Genomic DNA, 14,917 nt, shown 5'->3' on the forward strand with positions numbered 1-14,917 from the left:
TACAAAGCTGCTCAGATATCGAATTTCGTTATCGTTTTGAGCGTTCGGCTGCGAGCAATTGCCCAACCCAGATGCCACGCTCGACATGGTCTGTGATGATTTCGGAGATTGCCTCGCCGGCAAAAAGCGTCAGGCGAGAGGCCGGGCGGTCGGCGGGATAGGACAGGATCAGCCGGCGCGTCGGCGCGGGGTCGATCAGAGGCGCGCCGGTCAGGCTGCCGGTAGCGATATCGGCGTGGATCGGCGCCAGCGGCAGGATCGTCCAGCCGTGGCCATGCCGGACGAGGTCCTTCAGCGTCGCGTAGGAATCGGCTTCGAGCGCGACATCGAGCGCGATGCCGGCCTCGGCCGCGCAACGCTCGACGATGGTGCGAAGGCCGTGCCGGACGCTCGGCAACAGCAGGCGCTTGCCCTGGAGTTCGCGGAACGGCAGCGCCCTGACCGTGGAGAAACCGGCCTCGGGCGGGCCGATCAGGAACAGGTTCTCAAGCAACAGCGGCAGGGATCGCATCGAGCGCGCCGGGCGCGGATCGTAGAGGATAGCGACATCGATCTCGCCGCGATGCAGCCAGTCGAGCAGATAGCCGGTATAGGCGCTGACCAGCCGCAACACAGCTTTTGGGTGGGCTTTGCCGAAGGCGGCGACGAGCGGCACCGAGATGATGTCGGCGACCGTCGGCGGCAGGCCGATCGCGATCTGGCCCGATAGCTGGGCGCCGGTGTCGGAAGCGCTGGCGCGGATCTCGTCCAGTTCCGCCATGACGCGCGTCGCGCGCTTCAGCACCTCGCGGCCGTGCTCGGTCAACACCATGCCGCGGCCATGGCGGGTGAACAGGGCGATGCCGAGTTCGTCTTCCAGCAGCCGCACCTGCCGGCTCAGCGCGGGCTGGGCGATGTTCATCCGATCGGCCGCCTTGCTGAGGCTGCCGAGCTCGGCGACGTGAATCAGGGTGCGCAGCTGCGAGAGTTCCATCGCCGATAACCTAGCAGCATAGCTGATCACAAAAAAGGATCGCTGATCTATAGCTGCAAAAAGACTAGCATCAGCCCATAGTCGAATTCGATCGGAGGATCGTCGTGGGCCAGACCGCAGTCTCCAATGCCGCCGATGCGGAGGCAGCCGCCGCCGCGGTCAGCGGCTGGCCAGCCCGGCTCTATGCCATTCTGAAGGCGGCCGATGTCCGCCAGATGGCCTTCGTGCCCGATGCCGGCCATAGCGCCCTGATCAGACTGTTCCAGGCCGATGCGGAGGTGAACACCAACGTCCTCACCACCGAGGAGGAGGGCGTCGCCATCGCGGCGGGGGCCTGGCTCGGTGGCCAGCGCACCGTCCTGCTGATGCAGTCGAGCGGCGTCGGCAACTGCATCAATATGCTGTCGCTGCCGGTGATCGCGCGCCTGCCGCTGCTGATGCTGGTGACGATGCGCGGCGAATGGGCCGAGTTCAATCCCTGGCAGATGCCGATGGGGCGCGGCACGCAGGCCGCGCTCGAGGCGGTCGGCATCCGCGTGATGCGCGCCGATACCGCGCAGGATCTGGTCGAGACGGTCGAGGCGGCGGCAGCGCTGGCCTATGACGCCGACCAGCAGATCGCGGTGCTGATCGGCCAGCGCCTGCTCGGCAAGAAGAAGTGGTGATGGCGATGACCCGTTCCGACAGCAGCAGGCCCGGCACGATGGCGCGGCGCGACGTGGTCGCTGCACTCCTGAAGCAGCGTGACGACGTCCTCGTCGTCACCGGGCTTGGCTCGGCGACCTATGACGTCCACGCCGCCGGCGACCATGACGCCAATTACTATCTCTGGGGCGCGATGGGCGGGGCGGCGCTCGTCGGGCTGGGTCTGGCGCAGGCGCAAGGGTCGAAGCGCGTGCTGGTCATCACCGGCGACGGCGAGCAGCTCATGGCCTTCGGCAGCCTCGCCACCATCGCGGTCGCCAAACCGCGCAACCTCGACATCGTGGTGATCGACAACCAGCATTTCGGCGAGACCGGGATGCAGGCGAGCCATACCGGGCGCGGCATCGATCTGGCGAAGGTCGCCGAGGTCTGCGGCTTCGCCGAGGCCCGGACGCTGAGCGACATGGCGCAGGTAGAGGCGCTGTGTGCAACGCTGACCGGCGCGGCGCAGGGGCCACGTCTTTTCGTCATCAAGGTCGCGGCGGAAAACCCGCCCCGTTCGTTGCCCTCGCGCGATGCGGTCTACATCAAGAACCGTTTCCGTGCTCATCTGGGGCTGCCGCAGGGCTAGGCCGGCGCACACAACAAAAACGCGAGGAACGACCATGGATACGATCGGTTTTGTCGGGCTCGGCCGCATGGGCCGGCCGATGGCCTCGAATTTGTGCCGGAAGGGCTTCCGCCTCGTTGTCCACGACATCGATCGCGAGGCCGTCGCGGAACTGGAACTGCTGCAGTCGCACGGCGCCGAATCGGTCGCGGAGGTCGCGGCCACGGCCGGCTTGATCGTCACCATGCTGCCCAATTCCGCGATCGTTCAGCAGGTCGTGGCAGGTCCCGGCGGCGTCCTCGACAATGCGAAGCCCGGCAGCCTGATCATGGACATGAGCACTGTCGATCCGCTGACCACCGACGCACTGGCGGCAAAAGCCGCGGCGAAGGGCATCGCCTTCGTCGATGCGCCGGTCGGCCGGCTCGCCTCCCATGCCGATCGCGGCGAATCCCTGTTCATGGTCGGCGGCTCGCCCGCCGATTTCGAGCGCGTCCGGCCGTTGCTGGAGGCGATGGGCAGCACGGTGCATCATTGCGGCCCGGTCGGCGCGGGCACGCGCACCAAGCTCGTCAACAACTACTTGGCCGTCTCGTCCTGCCAGATGAACGCCGAGGCCCTGGCCCTGTCGCAGCGTTTCGGGCTCGATCTGGAGACGACGCTGGAGGTGATCTACGGCACCACCGCGATCAACGGCCAGCTCAAGATTGCCTGGCCGGCCAAGGTGCTCAAGGGCGATGTCGCGCCGGGATTCACCATCGATCTCGCCCACAAGGATCTGAGCCTGATCATGGAGGCGGCCAATGCCGCCAGGGTGCCGATGCCGATGGCGGCCGCCGCGCGCGAAGCCTTCAGCGCCGCGCGCGCCAGCGGCTTCGGCGGTCAGGATTTCTCGGCGATGGTCGACGCGCTCTGCCAGTCGGCCGGCATCGAAAAGCCGCGCCTGAAGGGCTGACCCAGGCGCCGGTCGCGTCAACCGCCTGTTCTGGCCGCGTCGGCGCTCCCCGTCATGCTCCGGCGGCGCCCCTTGAGCTTGGGGTTCAGCGTCTCCTGCAGCGCGTCGCCGACGAGGTTGGCCGAGAGCACGAACAGGAACAGCGCCAGCGACGGCCCGATGATGAGATAGGGCGCGCTGGTGATGACCTCCTTCGCCTCGTTCAGCATCTGGCCCCATTCCGGCGTCGGCGGCTGGACGCCGAGCCCGAGATAGCTCAGCGCCGCCGTGTTCAGCACGAAGACCGGCAGGGTCAGCGTCGCCTGCACGATGATCGGGGCGGAGATGTTGGGCCAGATATGCGCGCGCAGGATGCGCGGCCAGCGCGCGCCGGCAGCGATCGCAGCCTCGACATAAAGCTCTTCCTTGGCGGCCAGCGTGACGCCGCGGGCGATGCGGATGAATTGCGGCACCTGCGACAGGCCCAGCGCGATGATCACGCCGTTTTCGGAGGGGCCGGCGATGACGACGATGACGATCGCCAGCAGGATGATCGGGAAGACCAGCATGATGTCGGTCATGCGCAGCACCAGCGCTTCCAGCCGGCCGCCATGATAGCCGACGAACATGCCCAGCGGCACGCCGGCCACGACTGCGAACAGGATCGACGACAAGGCGATCCGCGTCGTCACCTGCGTCGCCAGGATCACGCGCGAGAGCACGTCCCGGCCGAACTGGTCGGTGCCGAGCCAGTTCGACCATGACGGCGGCTTCATGCCCTGCCGCAGGCTGATCGCGTAGGGGTCGCTCGGCGTGATCCACTGCGCGCTCAGCGCCACCAGCATCAGCGCCGCCAGGATGACGGCGAAGGCGAGGCCGACGCGGTCGCGCGCGAAGCTCCTGAGGAAGTCCATCGGCGTCTGCTGCTCCGGCGATTCTGGCGGTTCAGAGGGAAATGCGCGGGTCGAACCAGGTGTAGAGAAGGTCCACGACCAGATTCAGCGTGATGAAGATGATCGCGAACATGAAGATCGAGGCCTGGATGATCGGCAGGTCGCGGGTCAGCACGGATTCGACCATCAGTCGCCCGAGACCGGGCCAGTTAAAGATCGATTCGATCACCACCGAGCCACCCAGCGTGTGCCCGAAGCCGAGCCCGAACAGCGTGATGATCGGCAGGAAGGCGTTGGGCATGGCGTGGGTCAGGATGATCCGCCATTCCGGCACGCCCTTGGCGCGGGCGGTGACGATGAACTCGCGCCCCAGCGCCTCGATCATGCAGGAGCGCACCATGCGGGTGAAGATCGCCGCCTGATAGGCGCCCAGCGTCACCACCGGCAGGATGTAGTTCCACCATGACGCCATGCCGCCGATCGGCAGCCATTCGAGATGGACGCCGAAGAGATAGATCGCGGCGATGCCGGTAACGAAGACCGGCAGGCAGATGCCGACAAGCGAGCCCAGCGTCACGGCCTTGTCGAGCGGATGGCCCCAGAACGCCGCCGAAAGCGAGCCGAGCGTCAGGCTGACGACGACGGCAAACAGCATCGCCAGGCAGGCGAGCTGAGCGGTGTTCAGAACCCGTACCAGTACGATGCCGAGCACCGGCTGGCGGTTGTAGTTCGACACCCCGAAATCGCCGAGCAGCACATTGCCGATATAGGTGGCGTATTGCACCGGCAGCGGCCGGTCGAAGCCATAGGCCTTGCGGATGCCGTCGACGACCTCCTTGGGCGCGTTGTCGCCGGCCAGCAGCACGGCGGGGTCGCCGGGTATGATGTGGAACAGCGCGAACAGGAAACTCAGCAGAAGCATGCCCGCCAGGACGATGAAGCCCACCCGCCCGATGATCAGTTTCAGCAAGGTCGGTGGACCTTGCGCCTGACCGCTGCGGAGGGCGCCGCACTCACCGCTTCACGCCCTGCCGTTCCATCTCCGCCTTGTCGAACCAGGCGAAATGGGCGGGATAGTTGTCGACGGCCAGGATGCGGTCGCCCTTGAGATAGGTCCGCCCGGCGAGGCCGAGATTGAGCGTCGGCAGATAGATCACCGGGGCGGTTTCGAGCAGCCGCGCCATCCACTGTTTGACATAATCCTTGCGTTTGGCCTCGTCGGTCTCGGCATGGGCGAGGTCGGCGAGGCGGTCGATCTCTTTGTCCGAGAAGAACATGCGGTTGGCGCCGGCCGGCTTCCACGCCTTGGTATGGGTGAAATACATCATCGGCTCGTCGGGATCGGCGGTGGGCACGCCCCATGACAGCAGCGCCATGTCGTATTTGGCATTGTCGGGGGCCTGGTTCATCGCCGCGCTGAAGGCCGCGCTCTCCATCACGGTCATGTCGACGCCGATGCCGAGCTGGGTCAGGAAGGTCTGGATCAATTGGGCGGTCTGGTAGTCGCCCTTGGTCGAGCCGCGCGGTGTCCACAGCTTCAGCCGCAGGGCTTTGCCGCTGGCGTCCCTGAGCGCGCCGCCGCTCATCTCGTAGCCGGCTTCCTTCAGCAACGCCTTGGCCTTGGCGACGTCGTAAGGAAAGATCGTGTCCTCGCCGGGCGCGCGCATGTCGGCGAAGCCGACCACGCCTTCGGTCATGGTCGGCGCCTTCATCAGCGCCGCGCCGCGTCCGGCGAAGACGCTTTCGACGATGCCGGCCTTGTCGATGGCGTGGTTCAGCGCCTTGCGGAACTTCACGTCGTTCATCGGTGCGACCAGGTGGTTGAGCACCACGTAGAACTGCCGCGTGCTCGGCACCGTCCTGACCTGGATCGCCTTGTTGCGCTCGAGCCGCGTCAGTTCGAGGTCGCCGAGCTGGACCGTGCGGTCGACCTCGCCGCGCTCCAGCATGGCCGTGCGCGTCCCCGCATCCGGCACGATGACGATCTTGACGCTGTCGAAATAGGGCTTGCCCTTCTGCCAGTAGTCCTTGTTCTTCTCAAACAGCGTGTATTCGCCCTTGACGTATTTGGTGTGCACGAACGGCCCGGTGCCGACGATCTGCGTCGCAAGGCCCGCTTCGCCCATCGCCTTGTAGGCGGTCGGGCTGAAGATGCAGAGCGGCCGGTAGCCGAGATTGGGTAAAAGCGCGGCGAACGGCGCCGAGAGATGGAAACTCATCTCGTATTCGGAATCGGCGGTCGCGTTCTCGAAGCCCTGAAGCAGCGAGATATAGATGAATTTCTTGGCCTTGGCCTCGTTGAACACGAAGGCCGCAGCCTCCGCGTTGAACGGCGTGCCGTCATGGAACTTCACGCCCTCCTGCAGCTTGAAGGTCACCTTCAGCTTGTCGGGTGAGACGTTCCAGCTCTTGGCCAGCAGCGGCATGATCTCGTTTTTCTCGTTCATGTCGACGAGCGTCTCGCAGGCGTGCAGCCAGACATCCTGCGCGCCCTGGTCGGTGTTGCGCCCCATGAACAGGGTGAATTTCTCGCCCGACTGGGCATAGACCAGTTGCCCGCCATATTGCGGCGCGGGCTCCTGCGCGGAGGCGATGCCGCAGGACAGGCTCGCGGCCAGCGCGATGGGTCCAAGCAGGGCTCTCAATCTCGACAGCATCTCGTCTCTCCTGCGGGCTTTGTGTCTCGGTCCTGAAAAATTTGCCGTATCGAAGGCGCTCAGTACATCTGCGCCTTGTCGAGGATGTTCGTCATGGCGGCCCGGTTTCCCGCGAGGTACAGCGGGATGTTGTGGCAGAAGATCTCGGTGATCGCGCCGTTCTCTGCCGCGATCGTGCTGGCCGAGTGCGGCGAGATCAGCACGTTCGGCAGATCCCAGAGCGGCGAGGCATCGGGCAGCGGCTCGATCCGGGCGACGTCGAGCGCAGCGAATCCGATATGCCCTGACCGCAGCGAAGCGATCAGCGCCTCCTCGTCGACGAGTTGCCCGCGCGCGATGTTGACGAAGGCGACGCCGGGCTTCATCCGCCCGATCACGGCGGCGCTGACGATGCCCTCCGTGGCCGGGGTGTGGGGAGCCGCCAGCACGATCGCATCTGCGCGGCCGACCACCTCGGCCAGGGCGTCGAGTCCGAAGACGGCGTCGGCATGGAGTTCGGCGCGGCGTTCGTCGGAGGGGCGGCGCACCACGGCCAGAACCTTCATGCCGAAGGCGCGCGCCAACCGGCCGGTTTCGGCCCCGACCCTGCCGGCACCGACCACCAGCAGGGTTTTATCGGCGAGACCTTCGCCGCAATAGCGGGTCCAGCGATGCGCCCGCTGCTCGGCTTGAAGCCAGCCATGCTGCTTGACGTGCAGCAGCAGCGCCATCATCGCGAATTCCGCCAGCGGGGCTGCATGAACGCCTCGCGCGGTCGTCACCAGCACATCGCTGCCGACGAGCCCGTAATCACGGACCATCTGGCCGACGCCGGAACTCGTGGTCTGCACCCAGCCGACCCGCGGCGCGAGCGCCAGGCCGCCGCCATCCGCAACGGGGCCGGCGGGAAAATCGAACAGGATCGTGGCCCGGGCCAGATGCTCGCGCCAGCGCGCGTCCTGTGCCGCGTCGCGCCTGAAATCCGGCACGCCCTTGTGGTCGGCGACATAGCGCGTCGCGGGCATCAGATCGCGATCATAGACGACCTCGGCCTGCGCGCCCGCCACAGCGCGGATGCGCTCGACATGCTCAGGCTCGAGCGGGGAGGTGATGACGATGACATGGCGCTGCACGCGGCATCAAATCACGGACCACGATCCCGGAAAAGTGGAGATCGTGCCAAATGGGACAATTCTTGTATAAGCTGCGTATACAGAGTGCCGGACTCTCGGGGCGGGGAGCGGCCATGCGTTGACCTTGCCGGCGGCGCTTGCCAAACCGTCTCACGACGCAAAATCAGACAGGACAGGCCGTGGCTCTTGCATCGAAAACAGCCCTCGTCACCGGCGCCGACAGTGACGGCATCGGGCGCGGCGTCGCGCTCGCACTGGCCGCCGCCGGCGCCGATGTCGCCCTGCACTGGTATCGCAGCCGTGAGAAAGCCGAGGAACTGGCGGCGACGATCTCGGGCATGGGCCGCAAGACCGTGCTGGTGCATGCCGATATGGGCGACGCCGCCGCMGCCCGCGCCGCGCTGCGGCAGGCCCGCGACGGGCTGGGCGGCCTCGGCATCCTCGTCTGCAATGCCGCGAAAATCCAGCGCAAGGCCTTCCTCGAGATCACCGACGAGGACTGGGCTTCGATCCACGCCGTCAACCTGCACGGCTATTTCGCCTGCGCGCAGGAGGCGGCGAAGATCATGATCGAGCAGGGGCAGGGCGGCCGCATCGTCATGGTCTCCTCGGTCAACCAGGCCCACGCCAATCCCGACATCGCCCATTACGTCGCGACCAAGGGCGGCGTCATGATGCTGGCGCGCGCCATGGCGCTCGAACTCGCCGCGCACGCGATCACGGTCAACCTCGTCGCGCCGGGCACGATCGAGACCGATATCAACCGCCACATGCTGGCCGATCCCGAGTTCCGCGCCCGCAAGCTCGCGCCGGTGCCGATGCGTCGCGCCGGCACGCCCGACGATGTCGCCGGCGCCGTCGCCTATCTCGCCAGCGCCGAGGCGGCCTACGTCACAGGAGCCACCATCGTCGTCGATGGCGGCCTGACGATCCCTTGACGGATACGAGACCCATGACCGACCTGCCGCATCACGAAGTCTACGCCGTCCGCTTCGCCCATCACGCGGCGCGCCAGCGAACCGAGAATTTCCTCGGCGGCGACGCCCATGAAGGGCCGATGCCGTTCGACTATTTCGTCTTCGTCATCAAGGGGCCGTCCGGTGCGATCGTGGTCGACACCGGCTTCGACGCCGTCGTCGCGAAAAAACGCGGCCGCGAATTCCTGCGCTGCCCGAGCGAGGGGCTGAAGCTGCTCGACATCGACCCGCAGAATGTCCGCGACGTCGTGCTGACGCATCTGCACTACGATCATTGCGGCAACCAGCAGCTTTTCCCGCAGGCCCGCTTCCATCTGCAGGCAGCCGAGATGGCCTACGCCACCGGGCCCAGCATGTGCCACGGCATGCTGCGCGGCGGCTATGATCCAGAGGATATCGCCGCGACCGTGCGAAAGCTGTTCGATGGTCGCGTCGCCTATCACCAGGGCGATGGCGAGGTCGCGCCCGGCGTCACATTGCATCGCGTCGGCGGGCACACCGAAGGCCAGCAGGTCGTGCGTGTGATGACGCGCAAGGGCTGGCTCGTGCTGGCCTCGGACGCGACGCATTTCTTCGAGAACTTCGAGCGGAACATCCCGTTTCCGTGGGTCTACAATGTCGGCGCGACGCTCGACGGCTTCATGCGCCTGCGCGCGTTGGCGAGCGACGACAGCCTCGTCGTGCCCGGGCACGATCCGCAGGTGATGACACGCTTTCCGGCCGCCTCCGAAGCGGCTACGGGAATCGTCGCCCGGCTCGATTGATTTGAAGCAAGGCTCGGAAACGCTGCGTCATCCCGAACAAGCGGCGAAGCCGCGCAGATCCGGGATCCATCGTAAGGCGATGACGGTGCCCTACGATGGATCCCGGCGCTCCGCTTCGCTATGGTCAGGATGACGGCGTGTTTTCCGCAACCGCGCAAGAGCGTCTGCCGTCATGAAGCGGCCGGTCTTCAGCCCTCCGCGCCTCACTTCTTCGCCGGCACGATATCCATCGCCAGCGTTTCCTCGTCGCTGCGCAGGCGCACCGTCTCGGCGCGGTCTTTCCACACTGCCCAGGCGTATTTGATCACGGTCAACGGCAGCGTCACGCGTTCTTTCATGAACAGGGCCGCGGCCTTGCTGAGCTGGTCGCTGCGCTTGGCGTTGTCGAGCTCGCTGCCGGCATCGTCGATCAGCTTGTCGACCTCCGGATTGACATAGCCGCGCCAGTTAAACTGGCCGAGCTTCTTGGCTGCGTCGTTGGCATGGGCGATCGCCGAATAGGTGTAGAAGCCCTCGCCGGTGATCGTGCCCCAGCCGGCCATCGTCGCCGAGAGCTCGCCGCGCGGGCGCGCCGAGAACAGGATCGAAACGGGCACGCCGTTGGGCACGACATCGATGCCGACCTTGGCCAGCATCTGGACGAGCGTGGTGCCGATCTCGCGGTCGCCCGGCAGCCGGTCGACGGTGAAGCTCAGTGTGAACTTGAAGCCATCGGGATAGCCGGCTTCCTTCAGGAGCTGACGCGAGCGCTCCAGATTGAGCTTCACCTCCGGCAGTTCGGCGTTGTAGCCGAAGATGCCCTGCGACACGAGCTGCGTCGCGGGCGAGCCCATCCCGTCCATCGAGATCTCGCTGAGCTGGCGGCGGTCGATGGCGAGATCGATCGCCTCGCGGACGCGCGGATCGCGGAAGGGGTTCGCGGCCAGGGCCGAACCGTCCTTGGCGCTGACCTGCGGGGTCTTCTCTCGGAGGTCGAAATCGAGCAGGAAGACATAGATGGTGTCCTGCGTCGGCACCGACAGCTTGGCGTCCTTCTGGAGCGCTGCGACATCGGTCGCCGAGACGCGCGAGATCATGTCGACCTGCCGGGCGCGCAATTGCGCCACGCGGGCGGCGTCGTTGGCGATCTCCTTGCGCACGACGCGCTGCCAGGGCTGCGGACCGCCCCAATAGCCGTCGAAGCGATCGAGCGTCAGGTCGCCTTTCGGCGTCCACGAGACCAGCTTGTAGGGGCCGGTGCCGATCGCGGCCTTGCCGGAGTTGAACGTCTCGTTCGAATTCTCGCGATTGAGGCCGGCCGCGGCCTTCGACGAGACCACGAAAAAGCGCACGAGGTCGTTGGGCAGCGTCGGCGCGGCGCTGTCCGTGATCAGGTGGACGGTGTGGGGATCGACGATCTTCACCTCCTTGATGCGGCGCGTGTAGAGCGTCGCCGGGTTGGGACCGGTGACATTGGGAACGCGCTCGACCGAAAACTTCACGTCCTCGGCGGTGAAGTCCGAGCCGTCATGAAATTTCACGCCCTTACGGAGCTTGAACTCCCAGGTGGTGCTGTCGATGGCTTTCCAGGATTCGGCCAGGCTGGGCTGGACCTGCAGCTTCTCATCCGAGCGCACCAGCGTGTCGAAGATGTGCTTGAGCGCCTCGACATGGACGCCGAGCGCGGTGAAATGGGGATCCATCGATTCCGGTCCCGCCCGGACCCCGATGGTCAGCGTCTGCGCGCAGGCCGCGCCCGCGCCCAGAGCCGTGGCGCCGAGCAGCGTCAGCGCCAGTGAAATTCCCCTGATCGTCCCGGTGATCGACATCGGCGCGCACTCCCCCTGGCGGCAGCCGTCATCGGCTGCGAATAGCTTTCGGGCCAACGGGCGCGCTTGCTCGCCCCGGGAGCCTCAAGAACCAAGGTGGCTCATCGCCGGCGGCAGTGGAAGTGGCGAATCCGACACAACGGGTATGCCGAATGTATGCAACGTCAGGCTGGAGCTACGCTGCGGACTGCTTCTTTCGGCCTTCGCTGATCTTGGGCAGGAACCAGGCCAGCAGGCCGATCGCCGGCAGGAAGGCGCAGATCCGGTAAACGTTCTCGATGCCGATCCGGTCTGCGACCTCGCCGAGGATGGCTGCCGCCAATCCGCCGAGACCGAAGGACAGCCCGTAGAACAGGCCGCCGATCAGCCCGATGCGGCCGGGTACGAGCTCCATTGCGTAGATCAGGATGGCGGCGAACGCGCTCGACATGATCAGGTTGATCACGATGGTCAGCACGCCCGTCCAGAACAGATCGGCGAAGGGCAGCATCAGCGTGAAGGGCAGCGCGCCCAGAATCGAGAACCAGATGATCTTGTTGCGGCCGACCCTGTCCCCCATGATGCCACCGGCGAGCGCGCCCGCGGCCGACGAGCCGAGGAACAGGAACAGCATCACCTGCGACTGCTGCACCGTCACGCCGAACTTGCCGATCAGATAGAAGGTGTAGAACGAGCTGAAGCTCTGCGAATAGGCGTTCTTCGAGAACAGCAGGATGACGAGGATCGTGATGGCGAGCGCGACGTTGGCCTTGGGGAGCGAGGCATGCGCGGCGGCGACGGTCTTGGCGGCGACAGGCATGGCGGCCTGCTCGCGCCGAAGCTGGGCATAGCGTCCGGCGGTCCAGGTCATCAGCATCATCGCGACCAGCGCGGCCGCCGAGAACCAGGCGAGGCTGGTCTGCCCGCGCGGCACGATGATGAACGCTGCGAGCAGCGGTCCGAGCGCGCCGCCGCTCTGGCCGCCGACCTGGAAGATGCCCTGCGCGAGACCGTGCTGCCCGCCAGACGCGTTGCGGGCCATGCGCGTCGCTTCGGGGTGGAAGATCGAGGAGCCGAGCCCGACGCAGGCCGCCGACATCAGCAGCGTCGGATAGCTGCCGGCATAGGCGAGCCCGATCAGGCCCGCCAGCGTAAAGCCCATGCCGACGACCATGGAATACGGCATCGGGTGCTTGTCGGTGTAGGAACCGACCAGCGGCTGGAACAGCGAGGCCGTGATCTGGAAGGTCAGCGTGATCAGGCCGATCTGGCCGAAATCCAGTCCATAGGCGCTCTTGATGATCGGGTAGATCGCGGGGATCAGCGACTGGATCATGTCGTTGAGCAGGTGCGTCGCACTGAGCGCGATCAGCACGGGCATGGCGGCGCGATGGCTGACGCTGACGGGAGTGCTGATGTTCATGGACGCGCGCTTCGTTCGGGTGCCGGGCAGGCCCTCACGAACCATTCGGCGGTTCGCTTCGGCGGACATGCGGCACGACAGACCAGGACAGTCATGCAAAATCACCTAGAACGGTCGTTCCGGCCCGCCAAGGTCTAATTTCAGCCGGCGAAGCACTGTGCGGCTGCCCTTGGCTCTCACGGGATCATCGAAACCGGACCTGCTTTTACAATCCAGCCCGAAAACGCAGGCATTTCCAGCAAGCGGGCCCGGCCGATACGACACCCAGCCTTAGCTCGGCGCGCATGAAGAGCGGGTCTGCCATGCAGCGGCCGACGCCCTGAAGTCGGTTGGACCTCTCGATGTGCATGTCGGATTGCGATGACGGGAATATCGCTAAACATGCCACGCGTTCGGCTGGCCCAGTCTCGAATACGTCAAAACAGGCGATTTCCTGCGTGACGTCGCTCGTGGCATGGGCTAGCTCGGCTGCGACACGCTTCAGGCAGCCGGCTGCCATGCGCCGTCAGGACGCGCCGCCGAGCCGGCCTGACCGGACGACATCAAACCGGCTTTCATCCCCTCCGAATGGCTCGCCTGGTTTGCCGCCGGCGTCGAGTCGCCTGTGGGCTGAAGCGGGCCGGACGGCAAGGGTTTGCAGGGACTATCGATGAGCAATCTTCATGTCGAGACGGTCGTCTCGGTGCATCACTGGAACGAGACGCTGTTCAGCTTCAGGACGACGCGCAACCCGGCCTTCCGCTTCGAGAGCGGTCATTTCACCATGATCGGCCTGATGCTCGACGGCCGGCCGCTGCTGCGGGCCTACAGCATGGCTTGCCCCAACTATGAGGAGGAACTCGAATTCCTCAGCATCAAGGTCGCCGACGGGCCGCTGACCTCGCGGCTCCAGAACATCGGGCCGGGTGACGAAATCCTGATCGGCCGCAAGGCCACGGGCACGCTGGTGCAGGATAATCTCCTGCCGGGCCGCAATCTCTATCTGCTCGCGACCGGCACCGGCCTTGCGCCCTTCATGAGCATCATCCGCGATCCCGCGAGCTATGAGCGCTTCGAGAAGGTCGTGCTCGTGCATGGCTGCCGCACGGTCTCGGAGCTCGCCTATGGCGACTTCATCCGCGACGAGCTTCCGTGTGACGAACTGCTCGGCGAGCTGATCGCCGACAAGCTGATCTACCATCCGACGGTGACGCGCGAGCCCTATCGCAATCAGGGCCGCATCACGGAGCTCTGGTCGTCGCCGGACTGGTTCGCCTCGCTCGGCTTGGCCCCGCTCGATCCGCTGCAGGACCGGGCCATGCTCTGCGGCAGCCCCGCCATGCTGGCGCAGATGAAGCAGCAGCTCGAAGCCGGCGGCTTCAGCGAGGGCAGCCACGCCCGCGCCGCGAGCTATGTCGTCGAGCGCGCTTTCGTCGATCGCTGAGGCACAGCCTCAGGTCTCGGCATCGCCCGTCGATTGATCGCGCCGCTCGACGCGCCGGCAGGTGCCGCGCGTGAAACGCTCGATTTCGGCGAGTGCGTCGTCAAGCGTCTTGAACGGGCCGCGTTTCATCGCTTCCATGGTTTTCAACGCTTGGCCTGCCGGCTCGATCCGGAACTCGCCTGCGGGTCCTTCGGTCACTTGCCCCATCATTCGCCCGAGCAGGTCGGTGAGGAGCCAGCCGCTCTCGTCGGCTTTTGGTGTGACGTCGATGTCCACGAAAATTCCCCCAAGGACCAAGGCGGCGCGATGCAGCCGTTTCGATTCGGACGCGTATCCTGCGGCGTTGGCATTGACCGAGGGCCGGCCTCCGGCTTTCGCCCCCGCACAGCCACGGCAGAATTCAGGCCGGCTTTGCGCGCTTTTTCGGATTGGACTTGGGCGGCGCGGCGGCGGCGATCTCGCGCTCGAGCGCCTCCTTCTGCAGGCGCTGCTCCCTCAGCTTCGCGGTGTTGGCGTCGCGCGCCTGCACGATGGTGTCGGTCTCCGACATGATCCGGTTGCGGATCTGGGATTGCGTCTGCGTCCGTAGGAATGCGTTGTCGGCATCGATCCGCTTTTTCGAATTCTCACCCATGGACCATTCCCGTATCAGTTTCGCCGTCGGCCTGAGATACAAAAAAGGCCAGGCGTGAGCCTGGCCTTCCGTAGCAATGCGTCCT

15 protein-coding genes are annotated in these 14,917 nt (G+C 65.8%); 6 read left to right on the top strand and 9 right to left on the bottom strand.

The genetic code is table 11. The features are described from left to right. Nucleotides 1–28: 28 nt before the first annotated feature. Entirely contained in the window at nt 29–973 is a 945-nt protein-coding gene (locus AC1DZY_RS11075; RefSeq protein WP_476820168.1) for a LysR substrate-binding domain-containing protein, read from the bottom strand. A gap of 188 nt (nt 974–1,161) precedes the next feature. Between AC1DZY_RS11075 and AC1DZY_RS11080 the strand changes: the two genes are divergently transcribed. From AC1DZY_RS11080 to AC1DZY_RS11090, 3 genes are read left to right on the top strand one after another with little or no spacing between them, the layout of a single operon-like run. Further along, nucleotides 1,162–1,638 carry a phosphonopyruvate decarboxylase gene (locus AC1DZY_RS11080; RefSeq protein WP_476820296.1) on the top strand — a complete coding sequence of 159 codons (477 nt, stop codon included), beginning with the start codon at nt 1,162–1,164 and terminating at the stop codon, nt 1,636–1,638. Next, nucleotides 1,638–2,249: a thiamine pyrophosphate-dependent enzyme gene (locus AC1DZY_RS11085; RefSeq protein ID WP_476820169.1), complete on the top strand. Its 612-nt coding sequence runs from the start codon at nt 1,638–1,640 to the stop codon at nt 2,247–2,249. The genes AC1DZY_RS11080 and AC1DZY_RS11085 overlap by 1 nt, the downstream gene beginning before the upstream one ends. Continuing rightward, nucleotides 2,194–3,183 carry an NAD(P)-dependent oxidoreductase gene (locus AC1DZY_RS11090; RefSeq protein WP_476820170.1) on the top strand — a complete coding sequence of 330 codons (990 nt, stop codon included), beginning with the start codon at nt 2,194–2,196 and terminating at the stop codon, nt 3,181–3,183. The genes AC1DZY_RS11085 and AC1DZY_RS11090 overlap by 56 nt, the downstream gene beginning before the upstream one ends. A gap of 17 nt (nt 3,184–3,200) precedes the next feature. On the opposite strand, the gene AC1DZY_RS11095 is transcribed toward AC1DZY_RS11090, so the two are convergent. From AC1DZY_RS11095 to AC1DZY_RS11110, 4 genes are read right to left on the bottom strand one after another with little or no spacing between them, the layout of a single operon-like run. Next, complete coding sequence (locus AC1DZY_RS11095) at nt 3,201–4,076, bottom strand: ABC transporter permease (RefSeq protein ID WP_476820171.1); 876 nt, start codon at nt 4,074–4,076, stop codon at nt 3,201–3,203. 31 nt (nt 4,077–4,107) lie between these two features. Further along, nucleotides 4,108–5,025: an ABC transporter permease gene (locus AC1DZY_RS11100; protein ID WP_476820172.1), complete on the bottom strand. Its 918-nt coding sequence runs from the start codon at nt 5,023–5,025 to the stop codon at nt 4,108–4,110. A 43-nt stretch (nt 5,026–5,068) separates the two neighbouring features. Next, nucleotides 5,069–6,712 carry an ABC transporter substrate-binding protein gene (locus AC1DZY_RS11105; protein ID WP_476820173.1) on the bottom strand — a complete coding sequence of 548 codons (1,644 nt, stop codon included), beginning with the start codon at nt 6,710–6,712 and terminating at the stop codon, nt 5,069–5,071. 59 nt (nt 6,713–6,771) lie between these two features. Continuing rightward, entirely contained in the window at nt 6,772–7,824 is a 1,053-nt protein-coding gene (locus AC1DZY_RS11110) for a D-2-hydroxyacid dehydrogenase (protein WP_476820174.1), read from the bottom strand. Between the two features lie 179 nt (nt 7,825–8,003). On the opposite strand from AC1DZY_RS11110, the gene AC1DZY_RS11115 reads away from it, so the two are divergent. Together AC1DZY_RS11115 and AC1DZY_RS11120 are read left to right on the top strand one after the other, a co-directional pair. Continuing rightward, a complete protein-coding gene (locus AC1DZY_RS11115) occupies nt 8,004–8,762 on the top strand; it encodes an SDR family NAD(P)-dependent oxidoreductase (RefSeq protein ID WP_476820175.1) in 759 nt (252 codons plus the stop codon). A gap of 14 nt (nt 8,763–8,776) precedes the next feature. After that, the gene (locus AC1DZY_RS11120; RefSeq protein ID WP_476820176.1) at nt 8,777–9,565 is read left to right on the top strand and encodes an N-acyl homoserine lactonase family protein; all 789 of its coding nucleotides are present in this window, start codon (nt 8,777–8,779) and stop codon (nt 9,563–9,565) included. A gap of 203 nt (nt 9,566–9,768) precedes the next feature. On the opposite strand, the gene AC1DZY_RS11125 is transcribed toward AC1DZY_RS11120, so the two are convergent. Next, a complete protein-coding gene (locus tag AC1DZY_RS11125) occupies nt 9,769–11,373 on the bottom strand; it encodes an ABC transporter substrate-binding protein (protein WP_476820177.1) in 1,605 nt (534 codons plus the stop codon). A 175-nt stretch (nt 11,374–11,548) separates the two neighbouring features. After that, nucleotides 11,549–12,775: an MFS transporter gene (locus tag AC1DZY_RS11130; RefSeq protein WP_476820178.1), complete on the bottom strand. Its 1,227-nt coding sequence runs from the start codon at nt 12,773–12,775 to the stop codon at nt 11,549–11,551. A 649-nt stretch (nt 12,776–13,424) separates the two neighbouring features. On the opposite strand from AC1DZY_RS11130, the gene AC1DZY_RS11135 reads away from it, so the two are divergent. Then, on the top strand, nt 13,425–14,198 hold the full coding sequence (locus tag AC1DZY_RS11135; RefSeq protein ID WP_476820179.1) for a ferredoxin--NADP reductase: 774 nt from the start codon (nt 13,425–13,427) through the stop codon (nt 14,196–14,198). A 9-nt stretch (nt 14,199–14,207) separates the two neighbouring features. Here the strand turns inward: AC1DZY_RS11135 and AC1DZY_RS11140 are convergent, their stop codons facing one another. Both AC1DZY_RS11140 and AC1DZY_RS11145 read right to left on the bottom strand, forming a co-directional pair. Continuing rightward, on the bottom strand, nt 14,208–14,474 hold the full coding sequence (locus AC1DZY_RS11140; protein ID WP_476820180.1) for a hypothetical protein: 267 nt from the start codon (nt 14,472–14,474) through the stop codon (nt 14,208–14,210). 124 nt (nt 14,475–14,598) lie between these two features. After that, nucleotides 14,599–14,832 (bottom strand): hypothetical protein, encoded by a 234-nt coding sequence (locus AC1DZY_RS11145; RefSeq protein ID WP_476820181.1) that lies wholly within the window; start codon nt 14,830–14,832, stop codon nt 14,599–14,601. Nucleotides 14,833–14,917: the final 85 nt, after the last annotated feature.

This window comes from Allobosea sp. P2_A10 (genome assembly GCF_056405115.1).

Excerpts from the sequence above, each read along its gene's own strand:
- AC1DZY_RS11085 (WP_476820169.1), top strand. The coding sequence starts at position 1,638 with ATGGCGATGACCCGTTCCGACAGCAGCAGGCCCGGCACGATGGCGCGG.
- AC1DZY_RS11120 (WP_476820176.1), top strand. The coding sequence starts at position 8,777 with ATGACCGACCTGCCGCATCACGAAGTCTACGCCGTCCGCTTCGCCCAT.
- AC1DZY_RS11145 (WP_476820181.1), bottom strand. The coding sequence starts at position 14,832 with ATGGGTGAGAATTCGAAAAAGCGGATCGATGCCGACAACGCATTCCTA.
- AC1DZY_RS11125 (WP_476820177.1), bottom strand. The coding sequence starts at position 11,373 with ATGTCGATCACCGGGACGATCAGGGGAATTTCACTGGCGCTGACGCTG.
- AC1DZY_RS11130 (WP_476820178.1), bottom strand. The coding sequence starts at position 12,775 with ATGAACATCAGCACTCCCGTCAGCGTCAGCCATCGCGCCGCCATGCCC.
- AC1DZY_RS11105 (WP_476820173.1), bottom strand. The coding sequence starts at position 6,712 with ATGCTGTCGAGATTGAGAGCCCTGCTTGGACCCATCGCGCTGGCCGCG.
- AC1DZY_RS11135 (WP_476820179.1), top strand. The coding sequence starts at position 13,425 with ATGAGCAATCTTCATGTCGAGACGGTCGTCTCGGTGCATCACTGGAAC.
- AC1DZY_RS11075 (WP_476820168.1), bottom strand. The coding sequence starts at position 973 with ATGGAACTCTCGCAGCTGCGCACCCTGATTCACGTCGCCGAGCTCGGC.
- AC1DZY_RS11090 (WP_476820170.1), top strand. The coding sequence starts at position 2,194 with ATGCGGTCTACATCAAGAACCGTTTCCGTGCTCATCTGGGGCTGCCGC.
- AC1DZY_RS11095 (WP_476820171.1), bottom strand. The coding sequence starts at position 4,076 with ATGGACTTCCTCAGGAGCTTCGCGCGCGACCGCGTCGGCCTCGCCTTC.